This is a genomic window from Acrocarpospora macrocephala (assembly GCF_009687865.1).
GTDB classification, from domain to species: Bacteria; Actinomycetota; Actinomycetes; order Streptosporangiales; family Streptosporangiaceae; genus Acrocarpospora; species Acrocarpospora macrocephala.
Genome location: NZ_BLAE01000006.1, coordinates 1 through 19,484, shown reverse-complemented (window position 1 = coordinate 19,484; position 19,484 = coordinate 1). Strand labels below are relative to the sequence as shown.

Below are 19,484 nucleotides of genomic sequence, written 5' to 3'. Positions count from 1 at the left end.
GTACGTCCTGAGCAAAGGCATACTCGGTGGCACGGCAGGCGAACCGACCGTGCGCACCGAAAGCTGACGTCTCAGGCAACCTTGGCGGAACTGGCCGCCCAGGTGTTGCAGGCTTCAGGCGAGACCGCCTTGAAACCCCGATCCAACCACGCCGCGATATTGCGCCCCTTCCCATGGCTGCGGATCTTGCTGCCCTCATCCCCGCTCTGCCGGTCAAGGGCGAGCATTTCCTTCCAGTCGCCCGTGTTCCGCGACAGCGAGTCCCAGACGCTCCCGATGAAGACCCCGGCCAGGCATTCGGCTTGGAGTTCGTGCCGCCGCGACTGCTCGTACAACTCGCTCTTGTTCTTGAAGGCGTGCTCCTCGTAGGCGCTCGTTATTTCCATGAGGTTCTGGATGTGGTGACCGTACTCATGGGCGGTCGTGTCGAAGAGGAACAAGTCGAAAGGGTCGTCGAGCGCGGTCTTGTTCAGCAAGACGGTGAAGCGGTTCTCCTTGTCGCAGTACATCGCGGCCGCGTCTCCCCAGGAATTGCCGCAGTATCGCCGGGGTTTGGTGATGAACGCCACCCTGGCCTTCTCGAACGGTAGGCCCCGGTCCTCGAAATGAGCCCCCCACGACCGGTTGAGGCAATCAAGGATCGCGGTCACGTAGCGCTTGGCGGAGGCGACGTTGTTGCGTTTGATGGGCTTCTCGCGGCAGTTGGACGACTCGAGTTCGCTGGTGTAATACAGGTCGTTGTCGGTGAGGGTGGAGTCCTTGATCGGGTAGCGGGCGTGTGCCGTACCGTTTGAACTGGCGTGTGCCGCCGTGCCGGATAACAGGAGCCAGGAAAGCGTGACGAGGACGATCGAGTGGATTTTCTTCATAGCCTTTAAGGCGTTCCACTCTGTTCCATGACGTTCCGTGGTGGGGTCGCCCGTAGCGGGCGACCCCCTATGATTTACGGCAGGGCTTCGATGACGGCGTCGCGCCAGTCGTAGTTCATCCAGTCGTAGTTCGCGGGAAGTCCGCCGTTGACAGCGGCCAGTTCGCTGTCGTCGAGCTGGTGGGCGGTCATCTCGAAGCTGTTCATTTTCGTTGAACCCTTTCCTGTTGGAATGTGCATACTTAAGGTCGCAGACACCACTTGGGAATCTCTTGGCGATCACTAGGTGGGGTTTCCTGTCCGGCTACAAGTCCCGCGTAGTGCCCGCCAAGCGCCTGCAGATCCGCATGGCGTCCGTGCTCGGCGATCCGCCCGTCCTCGATCACGATGATCTGGTCGGCGTCCCGTACCGTGCTGAGCCGGTGCGCGATGATGATGCGGGTCTGCGACAGCAACGACAGATGCTGTTCGATCTGGGCCTCGGTGACGGTGTCCAGATGGCTGGTCGCCTCGTCGAGCAGCAGCACCCGGGGACGCCCGAGCAGCGCGCGAGCCAGCGCCAGCCGCTGCCGCTGCCCGCCGGACAGGCCCATACCCTCCGACAGGTGCGTGTCGTAACCGAGCGGCATGGCCTGAATGTCGTCATGGACGCACGCCAGCCGAGCCGCCTCCACGACCTCCGCCAGGGACGCCCCAGGACGGGTCAGTGCGATGTTCTCGCGGATGGTGCCGCTGAACAGGTGCGGCTCCTGCGTGACGACGCCGAAATGCCGGCGCAGCGCGCCCCGGTGCAGGGTGTCGAGCGGGACTCCGTCGTAGCTGATCGTGCCCAGGGTGGGCTCGTGGAGGCCGAGCATGAGCCGGGCCAGCGTGCTCTTGCCCGACCCGGTCCGGCCCACCAGCGCGATCTTCTCGCCGGGCCGGATGCGCACCGTGATCTGCTGGAGCGTCCACGGCGCGCGCGGGTCGTGCCGGTAGGAAACATCCGCAAGCTGGATCTGTCCGCGCAGGTCACGCGGCTGGATCCGGCCCTGCGGCTCAGGTTCGGATTCCAGGATGTCGGCCAGCCGTTCGACGTGGGCGGCCGCCTCCTGCAGCGTCCTGGCGCACGCCAGCAGCGAGGTGATCGGCCCGAGCGCGGCCGCGGCGAGCGCGCACAGGGTGAGGGTCGCGCCCAGCCCCGCCCTTCCCCCGAGCACCTGCCAGCCGCCCACCCACAGCAGGATCGCCGGAGCCAGCAGCCGCATGCTCTCCAGCACGGAGGTGACCACGTTCTCCGTGATCCCCAGCCGCCCATCGGCCCTGAGCTGCTCGGCGAACAGCCGTGACCAGCGGCCGAGCGCCGCTCCCTCGGCGCCGCCGGCCTTCAGCGTCTCCACCCCCTTGATCGCCTCGATCAGCTGACCCTGCGTCTGCACCTGGGCGCTGAGCGAAGCCTGGTTCAGATCCGACCGTCGTCGCCGGGTCAGCAGGAGCAGCGCGCCCTGGACGGCGGCCAGACCGAGCAGGCAGAAACCCAGCGGCGGCGCCTTGACCAGGACGATCGTCAGGTAACCCACGGCCAGCGGCCCGTCCAGCAGCGCGCTGGTGACCGGCCCCGACAGCAGTTGCCGCAACCGGCTCACGCTCGCGCTGCGCTGCGCGAGATCCCCGGCGCCGCGATGCAGGAAATAGCGGTACGGCAAGCTGAACAGATGCCCGACCACCTGCGCGGTCAGCAACCGGTCCACCCGCAGCCGCAAGCTCAGCAGCGTGGCCGAGCGCAGGTAGCTGAGCAGCACGTGGAGCACCCCGGCCAGCGCCAACCCGACGCCGAGCATGCCGAGCAGCTCCTCGCCCCGGGTGGGCAGCACGGCGTCGATCAGCACCTGGGCGAAGCTCTGGACCAGCAGCCCGACGCCCTGCAGCAGCAGCGAAGCCAGCAGGATCTGGGCCAGCAGCCCCCGCTGCCGGAGCAGGGCGGTCGCGGCGAGAGCCCGCAGCCAACCCCTGCGTGGCCTGCGCCGACGCTCGAACTGGTCGCCGGGCGCGAAAGTTAACAGGACCCCGCTGAAGCCCGTCCCGAACTCGTCGTGAGTGAGCTTTCGCCTGCCCACGGCGGGGTCGATGAGGTGGACGCCGCGGGAGCCGTACCGCTCGATCACGACGAAATGGTTGGACTGCCAGTGGGCGATCGCCGGGAGCGGGGCACCGGCAAGTTGGGTGGGTTTTACGGAGAATGCGGTGGCGCGCAGGCCGTACTCGCGGGCGGCTCGGACGATCGACAGCGCGGACAGGCCGTCCCTGCCGACCCCGCAGCGCTCGCTGACCTCGCGTACGCTGCTGTGCCGTTTGTGGTAGCTCAACACGGTGGCCAGGCAGGCGGCACCGCATTCGGCCAGCCCACTCTGCAGCCGAATGGGTGCTCGTGTGCTCATCGCGGGATCGTCGCAGCCGGGTCTTGGCGGCCGCTTGGGGGTCAGTTGATTGTGGCCACGCCTGGTCTGGTGAGGCGTTCGGGGTTGACGACCTGGTCGTACAGGGCCGCGGTGACGCCGGATTTCAGTGCGGCGTCCCGGAGGGTGAGGTTCTCGTCGAGCGCGCGATGCGCGATCAGGGCGGCTTTGTCGTAGCCGATGACGGGGCTGAGCGCGGTCACCATCATGACCGAGCGGTCTACGTTGTCCTTCAGCTTGGACGTGTTGAGCTGGGCGCCTTCGACAAGGTATCTGCGGAAATGGTCCATCATGTCGGACAGCAGGCGGGCCGAGTGCAGGACGTTCGTGATGATGATCGGCCGGAACGCGTTGAGTTCGAAGTTGCCCTCCGCACCGGCCATGGAGACCGCGGTGTCGTTTCCGATCACTTGGATGGCGACCATCAGCATGGCTTCCGCCTGGGTCGGATTCACCTTTCCCGGCATGATCGAGGAACCCGGCTCGTTGGACGGCAGGATCAGCTCGTGCAGTCCCGTCCGGGGACCCGACCCGAGCCAGCGCATGTCGTTGGCGAACTTGAACAGCGACACCGCCAGGGCGCGCAGCGCGGTCGAGACACGGACCAGCGCGTCGCAGGAGGCTTGGGCGGCGAACTTGTTGGGCGCGCCGACGAACGGGAATCCGGTGAGATCGGCGAGGAGCGCGGTGACCTCGCGGCTGAAATCCGGTGGTGCGTTCAGCCCGGTTCCGACCGCGGTGCCGCCGATGGCCAGGCGGTAAAGCCAGGTGAGGGTGTGTTTGAGGTGGTCGGAGGCGTCATCGAGCTGGGCCGCGTAGCCTGACCACTCCTGGCCGACCGTGAGCGGAGTCGCGTCTTCCAGGTGGGTACGGCCGATCTTGACGGTGTTCTCCCATTCCGTGCTCCTGGCCGCGGTGGCGTCCCGCAGCCGGGCCAGCGCCGGGAGCACGTCACGTTCGAGCGCCATCGTCGCGGCGATGTGCATGGCGGTGACGAACGTGTCGTTGGACGACTGCCCCATGTTCACGTGATCGTTCGGATGTACGGGATGCTTGCTGCCCAGCCGCCCGCCGAGCAGCTGGATCGCCCGGTTGGAGATCACCTCGTTGACGTTCATGTTCGACTGCGTGCCGGAACCGGTCTGCCAGACGTACAGCGGGAACTCGCTGTCCAGCGCGCCGCTGATGACCTCGTCGGCGACCTGGCTGATCAGGTCGGCCTTCCACTGCGGCAGCCGCCCGGCGCGCCCGTTCACGATCGCCGCGGTCTTCTTGATGAAGCCGTACGCATGGTAGACGGGCTTGGGCATGCGATCGTCGCCGATGTTGAAATGGATCAGAGACCGCTGGGTCTGCGCGCCCCAGTAGTGGTCGGCCGGCACCTGGATCTCCCCGAGCGAGTCACTCTCGGTCCGGGTGCCGGAGGCCCGCAGCCCGATCGGCAGGTACTGGATCCGGTTCATCCTGATTCTCCCCGGATTGGCCGGTATTCCGCCTGCCACATCGCGTCCTGCACCTGCTGGACGGGGTCGTCGAGGGAGACGCGGGCCAGGTTCTCCGCGTCCGCCTGCCGGGCCACCGCGACCGCCACCGTGGCCGAGACCTCGCGGAGGTTCTCCACCTGGGGCAGTAGCGACGCGCCGGGAGCCGTCACGTCCACCAGCCCGCCGACGGCGCAGGCGGCGGCGTGCAGCATGTCCTTGCTGACCCGCCGCGCCCGCGACACGACCGTGCCCAACCCCAACCCCGGGTACAGCAGGGCGTTGTTGGCCTGGCCGATGACATAGGTGACACCGTGGTACGTGATCGGGCTTACCGGGATTCCGGTCGCGATCAGGGCCCGGCCCTCGGTCCAGTGGAGGAGGTCGTCCGGCACGGCCTCCATCCGGTCGGTCGGGTTGGAGATCGGGAAGATGATCGGCCGGTCCACGCTCGCGGCCATGGCCCGGACGATCTCCTCGGTGAAGGCGCCGTGGACGGTGGAGGTGCCCAGGAGCATGGTCGGCTTGACCCGGTTGACGACCTCCCCGAGCCCGATGCGGCCTTGCTCCCGGTTCCAGTCGGCGACCTCGGACAACGGCCGGGCGTAGGGGGCCTGGAAGTCGCGCAGGGCCGACATGTCATCGGTGAGCAGGCCCTGCTGGTCGATCGCCCAGATCCGGCGCATGGCCGTGAGGTGGTCCAGACCGTCGCGGACCATCGCGTCGCACAGCTGGTCGGCGATGCCGATGCCCGCCGTGCCGGATCCGAAGATGACGATGCGCTGCTCCCGCATCGGCACGCCGGAGACGCGGGTCGCGCCCAGCATGGCCGCCAGGACGATCGCGCCGGTGCCCTGCATGTCGTCGTTGAACGTGGGGATCCGGGGCGTGTACTCCTCCAGGATGCGGCGGCCGTTGGACGGGCCGAAGTCCTCCCAGTGGAGCATCGCGTTCGGGAAAAGGCGGGTGGCGGTCGAGACGTACGCGTCGATGAAGTCGTCGTAACGCTGCCCTCGGATCCGCGAATGCCGTTCACCCACGTAGAAGGGGTCGTTGAGCAAAGCCTCGTTGTTGGTGCCGACGTCCAGGGCGACGGGAATGACGCGGCCGGGGTCGATTCCGGCGGCGGCGGTGTAGACGGCCAGTTTGCCGACGGCGATGCCGGCCCCGCCGCCCACGCCCCAGTCTCCGATGCCCAGGATTTCCTCGGCGTCGGAGGCGACGATCAGATCCACGTCATCGGATTCCAGGCCGAAATTGCGGAAGGCCTGCTCGATGCCGTGCACGTCGTCGATGGACAGGTAGACGCCTCGGGGCCGGCGGTATTCGTGGCTGTAGTTCTTGATGGCTTGGGCGACCGTGGGGTCGTACACGATGGGGAGCATTTCCCGCAGGTGGTCGGTGAGCAGGCGGTAGAAGAGCACCTCGTTGCGGTCCTGCAAGGCGGTCAGGTAGACGTTCTTCAGCAGGTCGGTGGGTTGCGCCAGATACTGCGCGTACGCCCGGGCCGCCTGTTCTTCGAGTGTCTCGACCACCGGCGGGATCAGCCCGTCCAGACCGAGTTCCGCCCGCTCTTCGTGGCTGAAGGCCGTGTCCTTGTTGAGCAGGGGATTGTCCAGGACCGCGAGACCGCCTTCGAAGGACCGCTTGTGCATCGCTGTCTCCTGACTTCTCTTGGTGGAGAATTCACTCAGGTTCGCGCCCTCTTCCACCCTGCCTCCGGCCCCGATTCGCAGGCAACAAAGCCCCAACAAAGCTCCGTTTGCGGTCACCCCATGGTCTTGGCGCCAGGTCCGCGTGGCCCGGGCTTTGGGAGCTACGGCTACCCCTCGAATTAGCGCGAGAGGTGTGGGGGCGCGGCAATGCCGGCGGGAAGTGCGGGGTCGGCGATGGGGGCTCCCCAGGATGTGGTCAATGGCAGGACGCCGGCCCAGAGGCCGAGTTGGGCGTCGGGGCTGTCGCCGTCGTCCGGGGGGCCTGTGCGGATCTTGACGGAGGCTTCGTCGAGGGAGAGTGCCAGGATGCTTGTTCCGGCCAGTTCCTTGCGGGTGGGGCGGCGGGCGTAGTCCCATTGGCCCGGTGCGCACTGCTCTGTGACTACGCGCAGGCCGTGGAGTTTCTCGGTCTCGTCGGTGATCAGGCGGGGGATGCCGTAGATCATGGCGGAGCGGTAGTTGACGCTGTGTTCGAAGACCGAGCGTGCGAGGACCAGGCCGTCGACGTGGGTGACGGTGACGCACATCGTCTGGTCGGGAGCCGCGACCAGGCTTCGGGCGGCGACCGAACCGTGGAAATACAGCGTGTCCTCGGTCGCGCCGTAAATCGTGGGGATCACCATGATCGTGCCATCCACGCTCACCCCCAGGTGGCAGACGAAACCGGCGGCCAGCACGGCGTTCAGGTCCGCGCGGTCGGTGCGGCCTTTCTCTTTCATGCGGCGGATCCGCGTGCGGTCGGTGACGCCCAAGCCGGGCGCGTGCTGACTGCTCACCTGGAGGCCCTCGATCTTCTTGGGGGTGGTTTCCGGGCCCAGGATACGGTCCGCTGATCCGGCGTGATTACTGTGGTGAGATGGCGTACAACAAGCGGTTCAGCTGGGAGACGAGCCGGCGCTGGGTACGCGGCTACCAAGGGGAGACCGTCGTCGTGGACAGCCGGGAGCCGCTGCTGGTGTGGGAGTCGGCGTATCCCGTTCCGCGCTATGCGTTCCCCGTCGGCGATGTGCGCGGTGATCTGCTGCGGCCGGCGGCGAATCCGCCGAGCGGACCGCATGAAGGGGCGACCGAGTTCTACGACCTGGTCATGGATGGGGACGTGACGCCGAACGCGGCCTACGTCTATCCGAAGCTGCCTGGGCATATCGCGTTCGAATGGTTGTCGCTTGACCGGTGGCTTGAGGAGGATGAGGAGATTTTCGCGCATCCTCGTGACCCGCACAAACGTGTCGACGCGATCCGGAGTTCCCGGCATGTGCGGATCGAGATCGGTGGCCAGATCGTCGCCGACACCTGGGAGCCGGTGCTGGTCTTCGAAACCGGGCTGCCCACCCGCTACTACATTCCGCCCAAGGACGTGAACTTCGACCTGCTGGTGGCGACCGAGAGCCATACGCTCTGCCCGTACAAGGGGGAAGCCTCCTATTGGTCGATGCGCGAGCCTGTCGAGGGCGTGCCCAACGATGTGGCGTGGGTCTATCCCGACCCGGTTCCCGCTGTCACGCAGATCAAGGACTATCTCTCGTTCTACAACGAGGTCGTCGACATCATCGTCGATGGTGCGCGGGAGAAACGCGCCGGGGATTGACGGGGAAGGTACGGCTGGGCGTCGGCCGGGAATCTGATCAAGATGGATGTCGGCGGTCGTGATCTGCTGCCGCCTGCGATCTTGACCCTCACCGTGGTGAGCGGGCTGGTCGACGCGGTCAGCTTTCTGGGGCTCGGGCAGGTGTTCACGTCGGCCATGACCGGGAACATCGTCATGCTCGGCCTGGCGCTCGGCGGCGCGTCGGGGTTCGCTGTGGGGCCGCCGCTGGTCGCTGTCGGGGCGTACGTGGCGGGGGTGGTGGGGGGAGGGCTGCTCGGGCGGGTCGGTCGTCACTGGCTGCTGGTGGCCCTGATCGCTGAGGCGTCGCTGCTGGCTTTGGCCAGTGGGGTGGCTTTTATGCCTGTTTCGCCGTACGCGCTGATTGTGATTCTCGCGCTGGCGATGGGGATGCGAAATGTCACCACTCGTCACCTCGGGGTGGCCGATCTGACCAATACCACGGTGATGACGACCACCGTCACCTCCATGATCATCGGCTCCCCGATCGTTGGCGGACATGACCCGCATATCGGGCGCCTCGCGGCGTCGGTGGTGGCGCTTGTGTGCGGGGTGACGGTTGGAGCCTGGCTGCTTCATACCCATGGAATCGCGTGGACTCTGGTGCTCGCCACCATTCCCGTGGCCATGATGACCACGCTGGTCGGGTGTTTCACCCGACCGAAGTGACTATTCGAATTCGAAGGTGGCCACGACGGGAGCGTGGTCGCTTTCTGGGTACTTGCGATCGGTGCCGAACGCGGCCGACTCGTCGTGCAGGACCTCGTTGTGGATTTCCGAACCGCGGTAGTGGGCGAGGAGATTCCTGGTCACCAGCATGTGGTCGAGCATCTGGCCGTGGCCCTGATGATAGAGGGTGTATCGGGAAGGCGCCGGAATCGAATGTTCGATGGGGACGAGAATTCGGTTGGACAGGTCGCCGTTCCCGGTGTCCTCGACCGCACCGCGAATGGCCAGGACGGGAATCTCGTCCGGCGTCGCGTTGAAATCGCCGCCCACGACGATCCAGGCGTCCGCGTCGGCGGTCAGGATCTGGTCCACCAGACGCCGCACTTCAAGGGCCTGGCTCATCCGTTTCATCGACGAAATGAACGAGCCTTCCGCCCATGCGTCGGCGGCTCGCCAGGTGTAGGTGTCCAGCATCTGACCAGGGATATCCGTGGGAATCTTGGATTTCAGATGGACATTGATCACGTGCAGCGGCCGGCCGTCAAGGCTGATCTGCACGTGCAGGATCGGCCGCTCCACTCCGATTTCGATGGGATTCGGGTCCGGCGGGATCGCGGTAAGTCGCCGGTACGTGGGTTTGTCGACCAGATCGTTGCGAAGCTGCTGGTGGGCGATAATCGGCAGATGAGTGGCGACCACCAGATTGCGTACGTCGTAGACCGCGTTATCGGAAGGCTTCGTGCTGACGAGGGTCGAGCCCGCGAGATTGGTGTCCGTAATCAAATCCTGCAGGGCCAGCAAGGCGCGTGGTTGCCCTGGCCGCTCCTGACCGTGAACTTCCTGAAAAAGGGCGATATCAGCCTTGAGTCGCTTGATCTGCGGCTTCATCAACACGATGCGCTCGGCAAGCGAAGGGCGCGCGCCAGGCGGCGTTTCATCGAGATTCTCGACGTTGAAGGTCGATATCCGGATCGTCGTCATGAAAGATTACCTTCTGCGGCCGAGCGTGACCTGTGGCGGCTTCCAGAGGCACTAATTCGGACTATATGGCCGCATGAAAGCGGTTAGGCGGAGGTGGTTGGCTAAAGTTCCGTAATGGAGTGATCAAGACGTCGCCAGGGGTGCCCGGAGATCTGGGGGTAGACAGGCGAGGCGTCGATCTGTGACCATTCAGCCATGACTGTTGGAAAGGACGACATCACCTCCGTCCGGTGACCTCTCTCGTGCAGCGGGAAGCTGCTGAAATCCGTGAAGAATGGCTGGGCTGGGCGTTGTCGACGCTGCCCGCCGATCGTCGAACCGCAGAAGAGGCAATCTCCGGGCTGTATCAGCTGGCCGGATTCCCGCCACCCCGGTTCCATTGGGTCACCTCGCCGGTCGCCGCCATGGCGACCGTTCCGCCGGGGATACACCCGCGCTCGTGGAAAGGCCTCGACCACCTGTCGAAATGGCCCCTGCCGGCTCGATTGAACGAGCTGGTCCAGCGGCTGTGGCTGCAACTCGACGCCCAGGTCCGATGGGGTCATGGGCCGATGAACGAGCTGATCAAAGATAGGGTCCGCGCGTCACTTTCGCGATCCGCCAAGCGGTCGGTGTTCATTCCGATTGTTCTGGCGCACGATGCGGGAACCAACTGGTCCCGGTGGTACAGCACGCAGGGCGTTTCCTGGATCGCGCACTACGACGCCCTTCGCAGGGCGGCGGGCGTCGTTTTCGCCGCCGAGCAGTCCAGGCAACTCGAATTGTGGGCGACCGCGGCCCGCTCCTGCGGCTGGTGGTGGCCACAGCGCGACATCTGCGTCGTCTCCGAACGGCCGGTCACCATCCGTACGGAAGTGTGGGGCGACAACGGCGAAGTACGGCTCCACGCACCGGACGGCCCCGCGATCCGCTACGCCGACGGATTCGACGTGCACGCCTGGCACGGAGTAGAGGTGCCCTCCTGGGTGATCACAGACCCGGATGTTCAGCGAATCGACCGGGAAACCAATATCGAGATCCGGCGCTGCGCGATCGAGCGCATCGGCTGGCCGTCCTACATCGAACAGGCCCGGCTCTGGCTCATCGCCGCAGCACCGGACCCCGGAAATCCGGGCGCCGAACTCCGCCTCTACGACATGCGGAAAGACACCAGAGTCCTGCTCGCGATCAACGGTTCCGTCGAACGCGACGGAACCCGCCGCCAGTACGGCTTGACCGTGCCGGGATACCTCCCCGACCCGATCACGGCCGCCGGATGGACCTACGGCCTGTCCGCCGAGCAATACTCCCAGCTCGCCCGCCGAACCTGAGGTGATTCCCATGACCGATACCCTTGCTTCGCTGTCCCGCCGGACGGGAATGTCCGTGCTCGACCATCTCGAACAGTCCGCATCGATCCCCGTCATCGACGGGCTCCAAGCCCAGGGCGACCTCATCGTCATCCCGCTTTCCTTCGTCGAGTCGACGGTGACCATTCCGGAAGACGCGACCTGGCGGGATGTGCGCCCGCAGGGCTTGGTACTGCTTCGCGGCGGGGCCGGCGGTAACCCGCACACGCTTTTCGCCGATCCGGGTACATGCCGGTGGACGGCGAAAATGTGGGACCGCCAGTCGCTCGCCGTCGCTGTTTTCGAGACCTCGGCCGTCGCCTATCTTCTGCACCCGGAGCATGGCGCCTCCGGGTGCGCGCCGGGCACCTACGTGGTGCGGCGGCAACGCGAGCATGGAGGCCGCAGAATCCGCCTGGTCAAGGACTGATCTCAGCAGACGGGCCGAAACGTGGGCACTTAGTATGTGGCCCAAAGGGGGTCCTCATGAGTGTGGTGACGCGGATTCTTCGTGCTATCGCGACCGTGGCACTGTGGGTCTCCTGTTGCGGGGTTTCCTCTTATCTCAGTGCCAGGGTCCACGATATTCCGGCCTTGACCCAGCGCGGATATGCGGTTGGGGACCTGGTCGGCCTGGTCGTGAGCTGGACTCCGGCGATCATCCTGGGCGCGCTGGCGAGACTGGTCTCCTATCGGGCCAGGGACGGGCTCATGTATTTGATCCCGGTCTACGGGCCGTTTATCTTCGCGCCCACCATCCTCTGGCGGGTGGCCTACCTGCCCCGCCGCGACTGGCAGCCTCGCCCGGACGAAATCGACATGGCCATCCGGGAAGTGGTCTGAGTCACTGGGCCACCTGGAAAGCTTGGCCGGATTCTGTTGCGGAGCCGTCTTCGCGGAACAGGCCGCTGTTGGGTTTTCCGGTTTCGGCGGGGAGGCCGAACCAGGCGTAGCGGTGCACGTAGGGAAGGGTGGCCAGCATTTTGGTGGAGGCGGTGAGGAAGGCGGCCTGCTGGCTGTCGGAGGCGTAGGTGGTGCCGTTGCTGAAGTCGATCAAGGCGTATTCGGTTAGCCAGATCGGTTTGCCGTAGCGTTTGTACACGGCGGCCAGGTAGGACTTCAGGTGGGATACCGCGGGCTGGGTGCGGAAGTCGGAGCCGTACCAGTGCAGGGTGATGAAATCGACGCGGTAGTTCCGGGCGCGGACGCCGGTCATGAAGCGGTCGAGCCAGCTGCCGGGGGTGTCGCCGCCGAAGGCGACGCCGGGACTGCCGAGGATGCGGCCCGCTTTCATGAGTTTGGGCCAGTGCGACAGGGCTTCCTCCACCGTCATGTTCGCCTGGGCGGCCAGGTCCGGCTCATTGAAACTCAGCAGGTAGGGGCCCGCGTTCTTGGCTTGGGCCAGGGCTTCGGAGTTGACGTTCTCCGCGGCCCTGATCATCGGAATGAACTGGGTGTTCTTCGGGGTCGTGATGCCGTTGGTGTGGCTGGCCCAGGTGTAATACCAGCGGGCTTGCGATTTGGCGAGGGCCTGGCTGACGTTGGGCGCGTTCCAGACGGCCACGCCTTTCTTCAACGAGGCGGCCGTCACTGGTTTCGCCGGTATGGATGCGGCGACTCGGTCCAGCGATGGCGACGGCCGAGGGGATTTCGACACCACCGGCGCGGCCGACGTGGTGATGGGGGCCGCTTGTACGGGCGGCCGTTCCGGCGGCGCGGGCATCAATTGGGTGATCACCAGAGTGGCTATCGCGATGGTGGTGACCCCAGCGCCCGCCGCGACCGCGACTCGGCCCCCCGGGCTCAAGGCATGCGCGACCGTGGTGATCTCGATCGGTGGCGGCTGCACAAGCAGCGCGAAACCCACCGGGATCGGGATGAGCGGTAGACCGGAGAGCAGGCGGTCCAGCGGGATCAAGCCCCGGGTATGGGGCGTGCAGTTGGGGCATTCACGGATATGTCGTGAGAAACGTTTGCGCCAGAGCGGCGTTGGGATGCCGTCCCAATCCCAGGTCATCGAGCGAAGTTCGGGGCACGTCGCCGCGTTCTGCAAAGCCCGTACGACCATGTGCGCGGTCTGCACTTGTTCCTTCATGCGCTGCACCCGCACAGCGGCATGACGCGGGGACAGGTTCAACGCTCCCGCCAGGTCGGCTCGTCCGAGTTCGCCGGTTTCCTCCAGCCACCAGAGGGCGAGCAGGGCGCGGTCGTCATTGTCGAGCCACCGGGTGGCCTCAGCGACCTCGCGGCGCTGGTCGGTCAGGCCCAGGCGGAGGATCGTGACCATCGCGAAATCGGAGGCCGGGTCCGGCATTTCCGTCGCGGTGTCAAGGTCGGCCGTGCGGTGGTTCTCCGACCGCCGATCCTGCTCATGATCGCGAACCTGGCGTACGGCGATCGCCACCAGCCAGGACCGGTAGGCGGAAAGGTCACGAAGCCCAGGAAGTCCGCGTACGACCCGGATCAGGGTCTCCTGGACGACATCGTCCACATCGGTGTGCCCGTTCAGGGCGCGGCCGACGATGTTGTAGAGGAGCGGGAGCGAGTCGGCGACCAGGGTGTCGAGCGCGCGCTGGTCCCCGTTCCGGGCGGCGGCCACCAACGCTGTGTCCGGCCCGCTCCTGACTTGACTCGCCATCAGCCCCCGCTCTCATCGTCCCTGCTCCTACTACTGGAGACGCCGCCCAACCGGCCCAGATAACAAATTTTCGGGATTTGTGTTGTCCGGAGGTCTCGGCAGGGTCTCCCAGTACAAGGGGCGCAGGGCTCATCCCTCAAGCCCTCATCCCGCCAGCCCTCGCCCCCTTCCTCCTCATCCCGTACGTCCCGCTTGCAAAGGACCTCATCCGTAATGAGTGAGACCAGTACCAGAGTTTCCCGCCTCGCGCTGGGGGCTGTCCTCGGCGCCTGCCTGGTGAACGGGGTCAGCAGCCCGGCCGGCGCGGCCGAAGTGCCGCTCTCGCAGGAGCGCCTGGTCGCGGCGTCCTCGGCCGAGCGCGGCGATCTCTCGCCCTCGGCCGCCGTGGACGGCAAGACCAACACCCGCTGGTCCAGCAAGTTCAGCGACCCCCAGTGGCTTCAGGTGGACCTCGGGTCGGTACGTCCGATCAAGAAGATCGTGATCAACTGGGAGCGCGCCTACGCGAGCGCGTACACGATCCAGGTGTCCAACGGCAGCGGCGAGTGGCAGACCGTCAAGTCGGCCGCCGGGATCAACGGCGTGCAGACGCTGGATGTGTCCACCAGCGGCAGGTATGTCCGGCTGCACGCCACGAAGCGGGCGACCCAGTGGGGCGTCTCCCTGTGGGAATTCCAGGTATTCGGCACGGCTACGACGAGTCCCAGCCCGAGCCCCAGCCCGAGCGCCAAGCCGACCCCAACGCCCACCCCCACAAAGCCGACAAACACCCCGACCCCGACACCGACCAAGCCGACGACGAGCGCGACCCCCACCACCCCGGCCGGTGAACTGCCCAAGGGCCCCGTTCCGCCGGGCGCGGTGCGCGTCGCCGAGTTCGTCGCCGAATGCCCGTTCACCCACCGCTTGCCCGACGACCCGATCGTGATGCCGGGCCTGCCAGGCGGTTCCCACATGCACAGCTTCATGGGCAACGAGACCACCAACGCGAGCACCAACCTGGGCAGCCTGCTCAAGGGCTCCAGCACCTGTGACCCCAAGGTGGACCTCTCCTCGTACTGGGTGCCGACCCTCTACAACGGCGACACCCCCGTCGAACCCAGCAGCGCCACCTTCTACTACCTGGGCGAAGGCGTACGCGAGGAACTGGCCGCCCAGACCCGCTCCTTCCCGCAGGGGCTGCGCGTCGTGGCGGGCAACGCGAAGGCCACCGCCGCTGACGGCACGAGCAGCGCCCGCTGGTCCTGCCTGCACGCCGGGCATGTCGGCGCGTCCAAGAATTTCGTGAACTGTCCGGCCGGCACCAAGCTGGAGACCTACCTGGACTTCCCGCACTGCTGGAACGGCAAGGACCTCGACTCGGCCGACCACAAGAGCCACATGTCCTATCCCGCCGGTAACGCCTGCCCAGCGACGCACCCCGTCGTGGTGCCGAAGCTGCGCATGGTGCTCCGATACACGATCAACGGAGATCCGTCCGCGTTCCGGCTGTCGTCCGGACCCGGCTACACGATGCACGGTGACTTCTTCAACGCCTGGCCCGAGGCCGAGCTGGAGCGGCGTATTCGCGACTGCATCCGGCCGAAGGTCAAGTGTGGCCCGGACGGAACTGCCTGATCCGTCCGCGTGTGCGGCGAGACCCGGGCGCCGCCGGGTCTCGCCGCCGGTCATCCAGCCGATCAGCCGACAGGAGCGGGAGATGAGACGGGTAGCCATCGCGGTGATCATCGCAGTGCTGGTGGCGGGCTGCGCCAAGCCCGAACCACCGGCGGCGGCCGAACCGATCGTTTCGAGCACGTTCAACGCGACCGATGTCGCCTGGTTGCAGTTGCTTATCCCGATGACGGAGCAGGCGCTCGCGCTGCTCGGCTCAGCGCCGGAGCGTACCTCGAACGCGCAGGTCATCCGGCTCGCGGCGACGATGAACGGCGAACACAGGGCGCAGTTGACGCAGCTGCGCGGGTTACTGAGCAGGTCCGGGGTGCCCGAGACCGATATCCACGACGGTCATGACATTCCGGGCATCGTCACTCCGGCTGATCTCCTCATCGTCAGCAAGACCACGGGCTCGACCTTCGACCGCCTGTTCGCCGAGCACGTCAGCGACTACCTCCGGCAATCGGTCCTGGTCGCGAAGGGTGAACAGACCTCCGGTGCCGATCGGGAGACCAAAGCCCTCGCCGTGGCCATGGCGAAGGCCCGCGCCGGCGAACTCGCCGAACTCAACAAGAACGGCTGGCTGTGACCCGGCACGCGTCGGTCTGGGAAGCAGGTTCCGACAAGAAGCACGCGACGCCGTCGGGGAAGCGGACTCGCCGCACGGCCCCGCCACGCGCGAGGCAGGCGAATCCAGACGTCGTTCTGGTGCTGATCTACGTCGGAGCGGTCGCCGCGACCGCCCGGTGCTGGGCGAGCCTTTCGTCCGTCGTGGGGGCGGTCGACTGGCTCGCCTGGGCTGGGCGGCTCTCGGGCCTGCTGGCCGGGTACGCGTGCGCGATCCTGCTCGCCCTGATGGCCCGGATTCCGATCCTCGATCGAGGTGTCGGCACCGATCGGCTCGCCCGATGGCACGCGACAGGCGGACGCTGGACGATCACGCTGTCGCTGGCCCACATGACGTTCGTCATCGCCGCCCACAGCGTCGAGTCCGGTCTCTACGCGGGCACGATCCACCTGCTGGCGAACGGAGAGGGCGTCTGGGAAGCCACGATCGGGCTGGTCCTGCTGATCGGCGTCGCCGTGGTATCGGCTCGCGGCATCAGGCGGCTGATGCGCTACGAGATCTGGCACTATCTGCATTTCTTCACGTACATAGCGGTATTCGCGGCGTTCGCTCACCAGCTCACCGGCCCCGACTTCGCTGACGGCGGCCTTGGCAGGCTGCTCTGGCTGACCCTCTACGTTGGCGTCGCCGCAGCTCTGCTCTGGTGCCGCTTTCTCAGTCCGGTACGCCGTGCGCTTCGCCACCGGCTGCGAATCACCGAGATCCGGTGGGAGTCACCCACGGTGATATCGGTCTATCTGTCCGGGGCGTACCTCAACGAGCTGGGCGCGGAGCCCGGCCAGTTCTTCCGCTGGCGGTTTCTCGCGCCCGGAATGTGGTGGACCGCGAACCCGTACTCGCTGTCGGCGCCCGTCAACCCGCGCTACCTCCGGATCACCGTGAAAGCCGTCGGCGACCACAGTCGCGCGCTGACCCGGCTCCGCCCGGGAACCCGGGTCGTCGCCGAAGGCCCGTACGGCGCCCTGACGGCCGCACGCCGGCGCAGCGAGCGGGTGCTCCTGATCGGAGGCGGGGTGGGAATCAGCCCATTGAGAACGCTCTTCGAGACCTTGCCCGGCAAGATCACCCTCGTCTACATGGCCCGCCGCGACGAGGACCTGGTCTTACGCGACGAACTCGACGCGATCGCCGCCCGGCGCGGCGCCACCGTGCTCTACACCCTGGACGAATCACGCGTAGTCCCCCTGACCGGCCGCGCGCTCCGCGTCCTCGTCCCCGGCCTGGCCGAGCACGACGTCTACATCTGCGGCCCCACCGGCATGACGATGGCCGCCAGAAACGCCCTCCGACGTGCGGGAGTCCCCAGCCGCCGCATCCACCTCGAATGCTTCGACTTCTGAACAAGACCTTGACTCATGATCCCTTAAGCCCCACTTGAGCCGCATTTAATGTCACAAACACGTCAAGCCAGCTAACGTACGGAAATCGCAGGCCATCGCCCCTGGCAGCCACGATCTGCCAGTCCCGTCACCTGGTCGATGGTGAATGCACCGAAATTTCCGACTTGACTTGCGCCTTGACCTGCGCAAGGCGATCCCGCGCGGCTACCACCGCCGGAAAGGCGTGATTACGTGACGAGACAACGGATCATGGCGTGGTTCGCCGCCCTGCTGATGGCGGGTGCACTGGCGACGATCCTGCCATCCTCCCCAGCCGCGGCCGCGGCCTGCGCGACGCCGTGGAACGCGAGCTCGGTGTACACCGGTGGCATGATGGTCTCCCACAACGGCCACAACTGGCAGGCCAAGTGGTGGACCCAGAACGAGGCGCCCCCGGGCACCACCGGCGTCTGGGCCGACCAGGGCACCTGCGGCGGCGGCACCACCAACCCGCCCCCAGGCGGATGTAACCACCCCAACTGGCAGGCGGGCACCTGGTACACCGCGGGCAGCATCGTCCGCTACACCAACGGCCTCTACTACATCGCCGAGCACGACAACCCGGGCTACGACCCGATCATCAGCACCTGGTACTGGGACCCGTACACCTGCGGCGGTTCCACCCCGCCGCCGCCCCCGCCCCCGCCGGGTGGCTTCGTCGTGTCGGAGGCCCAGTTCAACCAGATGTTCCCGGGCCGGAACTCGTTCTACACCTACAGCGGTCTGGTGGCCGCGCTCAGCGCGTACCCCGCGTTCGCGAAGACCGGCAGCGACACGGTCCGCAAGCAGGAAGCGGCCGCGTTCCTGGCCAACGTGAGCCACGAGACCGGCGGCCTGGTGCACATCGTCGAGCAGAACACCGCGAACTACCCGCACTACTGCGACACGAGCCAGCCCTACGGCTGCCCGGCCGGCCAGGCCGCCTACTACGGGCGCGGCCCGATCCAGCTGAGCTGGAACTTCAACTACAAGGCGGCCGGTGACGCGCTCGGCCTCAACCTGCTCGGCAACCCGTGGCTGGTGCAGAACGACGCCGCCGTGGCCTGGAAGACCGCGCTCTGGTACTGGAACACCCAGAGCGGACCCGGCACGATGACCCCGCACAACGCGATGGTCAACGGCGCCGGATTCGGGCAGACCATCCGGAGCATCAACGGCAGCCTGGAGTGCGACGGCCGCAACCCCGCCCAGGTGCAGAGCCGGGTCAGCAAGTACCAGAGCTTCGTCCAGATCCTCGGAACGACGCCAGGAAGCAACCTGAGCTGCTGAACTCTCCCCTTGCGCACCCCCGAGCGCTCATGGATAGTTAATTCTTAGGAAGGTTTCCTTTCAATAAAGCTGAAGCTGGCGGCGTCACCCCGCTCGGCAAAGGCGAACCTTCGTCATCGGGCATGGCCCCCCAATGCCCGCGTACCCGGAAGACCTCCCAAGGAGGAAAGTCAGGTGTACTTACGAAACAGGGTGGCGTCCGCCGCCGCCGGTCTGCTGATCGGCACGATCCTGGTGGTGTTGCCGAATAGCGAGGCAAACGCCCACGGAACGCTGTCCAACCCCCCGAGCCGCGTCTACGTCTGCAAGAACGAAGGCCCGGAGAGCCCCAAGTCGAACGCCTGCAAGGCCGCGGTCGCCGCTGCCGGAACCCAGGCGTTCTACGACTGGAACGAGGTCTCGTTGCTGGAGGCGGGCGGCCAGCACCAGGCGCTCATCCCCAACGGCAAGCTGTGCAGCGCCGGGCGCGACAAGTACCGCGGCCTCGACCTGGCCCGCTCCGACTGGCCGGCGACCTCGTTCTCCTCAGGTCCGAGGACCATCACCTACCACGCCACCGCACCCCACGCCAACAGCAACTTCTCCTTCTACATCACCCGCTCCGGGTGGAACCCGACGATGCCGTTGAACTGGTCGGACCTGGTCCACATCCAGACGTTCAACAACCAGAACCCGACCACCTTCACCAACTGGACGATCAACATCCCGCAGCGGACCGGTCGCCACATCCTCTACTCCATCTGGCAGCGCGTGGTCGGCAGCAACGAGGCCTTCTACACCTGCTCCGATGTGGACTTCGGCGGCGGCACCAACCCGCCCCCGCCGTCCCCC

Annotated in this window: 18 protein-coding genes; 10 read left to right on the top strand and 8 right to left on the bottom strand. The window is 66.4% G+C overall.

What is annotated here, in order from left to right; translation table 11 throughout:
* Nucleotides 1-71 precede the first annotated feature (71 nt).
* The 6 genes from Amac_RS04430 to Amac_RS04410 form a co-directional block, all read right to left on the bottom strand.
* Nucleotides 72-869: a neutral zinc metallopeptidase gene (locus Amac_RS04430; protein WP_155353017.1), complete on the bottom strand. Its 798-nt coding sequence runs from the start codon at nt 867-869 to the stop codon at nt 72-74.
* A 74-nt stretch (nt 870-943) separates the two neighbouring features.
* Entirely contained in the window at nt 944-1,075 is a 132-nt protein-coding gene (locus Amac_RS57165; RefSeq protein WP_281356245.1) for a hypothetical protein, read from the bottom strand.
* A 35-nt stretch (nt 1,076-1,110) separates the two neighbouring features.
* Entirely contained in the window at nt 1,111-3,285 is a 2,175-nt protein-coding gene (locus tag Amac_RS04425) for a peptidase domain-containing ABC transporter (RefSeq protein ID WP_155353016.1), read from the bottom strand.
* Nucleotides 3,286-3,326: 41 nt separating this feature from the next.
* A complete protein-coding gene (gene fumC / locus Amac_RS04420; protein ID WP_155353015.1) occupies nt 3,327-4,766 on the bottom strand; it encodes a class II fumarate hydratase in 1,440 nt (479 codons plus the stop codon).
* Nucleotides 4,763-6,439 (bottom strand): NAD-dependent malic enzyme, encoded by a 1,677-nt coding sequence (locus tag Amac_RS04415; RefSeq protein ID WP_155353014.1) that lies wholly within the window; start codon nt 6,437-6,439, stop codon nt 4,763-4,765. Before Amac_RS04415 ends, fumC begins: the two co-directional genes overlap by 4 nt.
* Before the next feature lie 179 nt (nt 6,440-6,618).
* On the bottom strand, nt 6,619-7,218 hold the full coding sequence (locus Amac_RS04410) for a pyridoxamine 5'-phosphate oxidase family protein (RefSeq protein WP_155353283.1): 600 nt from the start codon (nt 7,216-7,218) through the stop codon (nt 6,619-6,621).
* Nucleotides 7,219-7,355: 137 nt separating this feature from the next.
* Here Amac_RS04410 and Amac_RS04405 point away from each other — a divergent pair, with 137 nt between their 5' ends.
* Both Amac_RS04405 and Amac_RS04400 read left to right on the top strand, forming a co-directional pair.
* Nucleotides 7,356-8,087, top strand: a complete 732-nt coding sequence (locus Amac_RS04405) for a DUF427 domain-containing protein (protein WP_155353013.1) — start codon at nt 7,356-7,358, stop codon at nt 8,085-8,087.
* A gap of 42 nt (nt 8,088-8,129) precedes the next feature.
* Nucleotides 8,130-8,774: a YoaK family protein gene (locus Amac_RS04400; RefSeq protein ID WP_155353012.1), complete on the top strand. Its 645-nt coding sequence runs from the start codon at nt 8,130-8,132 to the stop codon at nt 8,772-8,774.
* Here Amac_RS04400 and Amac_RS04395 read toward each other — a convergent pair whose 3' ends face one another.
* Nucleotides 8,775-9,755, bottom strand: coding sequence for an endonuclease/exonuclease/phosphatase family protein (locus tag Amac_RS04395; RefSeq protein WP_155353011.1), 981 nt, complete (start codon nt 9,753-9,755; stop codon nt 8,775-8,777).
* Between the two features lie 230 nt (nt 9,756-9,985).
* Between Amac_RS04395 and Amac_RS04390 the strand changes: the two genes are divergently transcribed.
* From Amac_RS04390 to Amac_RS04380, 3 genes are all read left to right on the top strand, one after another.
* Nucleotides 9,986-11,065 (top strand): DUF6745 domain-containing protein, encoded by a 1,080-nt coding sequence (locus tag Amac_RS04390; RefSeq protein WP_155353010.1) that lies wholly within the window; start codon nt 9,986-9,988, stop codon nt 11,063-11,065.
* 10 nt (nt 11,066-11,075) lie between these two features.
* Nucleotides 11,076-11,513 (top strand): DUF8820 family protein, encoded by a 438-nt coding sequence (locus tag Amac_RS04385; protein WP_155353009.1) that lies wholly within the window; start codon nt 11,076-11,078, stop codon nt 11,511-11,513.
* Between the two features lie 164 nt (nt 11,514-11,677).
* Nucleotides 11,678-11,926: a hypothetical protein gene (locus Amac_RS04380; RefSeq protein ID WP_155353008.1), complete on the top strand. Its 249-nt coding sequence runs from the start codon at nt 11,678-11,680 to the stop codon at nt 11,924-11,926.
* Nucleotide 11,927: 1 nt separating this feature from the next.
* On the opposite strand, the gene Amac_RS04375 is transcribed toward Amac_RS04380, so the two are convergent.
* Complete coding sequence (locus Amac_RS04375; RefSeq protein WP_155353007.1) at nt 11,928-13,721, bottom strand: sigma-70 family RNA polymerase sigma factor; 1,794 nt, start codon at nt 13,719-13,721, stop codon at nt 11,928-11,930.
* 213 nt (nt 13,722-13,934) lie between these two features.
* Between Amac_RS04375 and Amac_RS55855 the strand changes: the two genes are divergently transcribed.
* From Amac_RS55855 to Amac_RS04345, 5 genes are all read left to right on the top strand, one after another.
* Nucleotides 13,935-15,338 (top strand): DUF1996 domain-containing protein, encoded by a 1,404-nt coding sequence (locus Amac_RS55855; protein WP_246268073.1) that lies wholly within the window; start codon nt 13,935-13,937, stop codon nt 15,336-15,338.
* Nucleotides 15,339-15,420: 82 nt separating this feature from the next.
* A complete protein-coding gene (locus tag Amac_RS04360) occupies nt 15,421-15,966 on the top strand; it encodes a DUF305 domain-containing protein (protein ID WP_155353006.1) in 546 nt (181 codons plus the stop codon).
* The gene (locus tag Amac_RS04355) at nt 15,963-17,345 is read left to right on the top strand and encodes a ferredoxin reductase family protein (RefSeq protein ID WP_218040880.1); all 1,383 of its coding nucleotides are present in this window, start codon (nt 15,963-15,965) and stop codon (nt 17,343-17,345) included. The genes Amac_RS04360 and Amac_RS04355 overlap by 4 nt, the downstream gene beginning before the upstream one ends.
* A 231-nt stretch (nt 17,346-17,576) precedes the next feature.
* Nucleotides 17,577-18,653 (top strand): glycoside hydrolase family 19 protein, encoded by a 1,077-nt coding sequence (locus tag Amac_RS04350; protein WP_155353005.1) that lies wholly within the window; start codon nt 17,577-17,579, stop codon nt 18,651-18,653.
* Nucleotides 18,654-18,827: 174 nt separating this feature from the next.
* A partial coding sequence (locus Amac_RS04345) for a lytic polysaccharide monooxygenase auxiliary activity family 9 protein (protein ID WP_170322319.1) occupies nt 18,828-19,484 on the top strand: 657 nt, incomplete at its 3' end.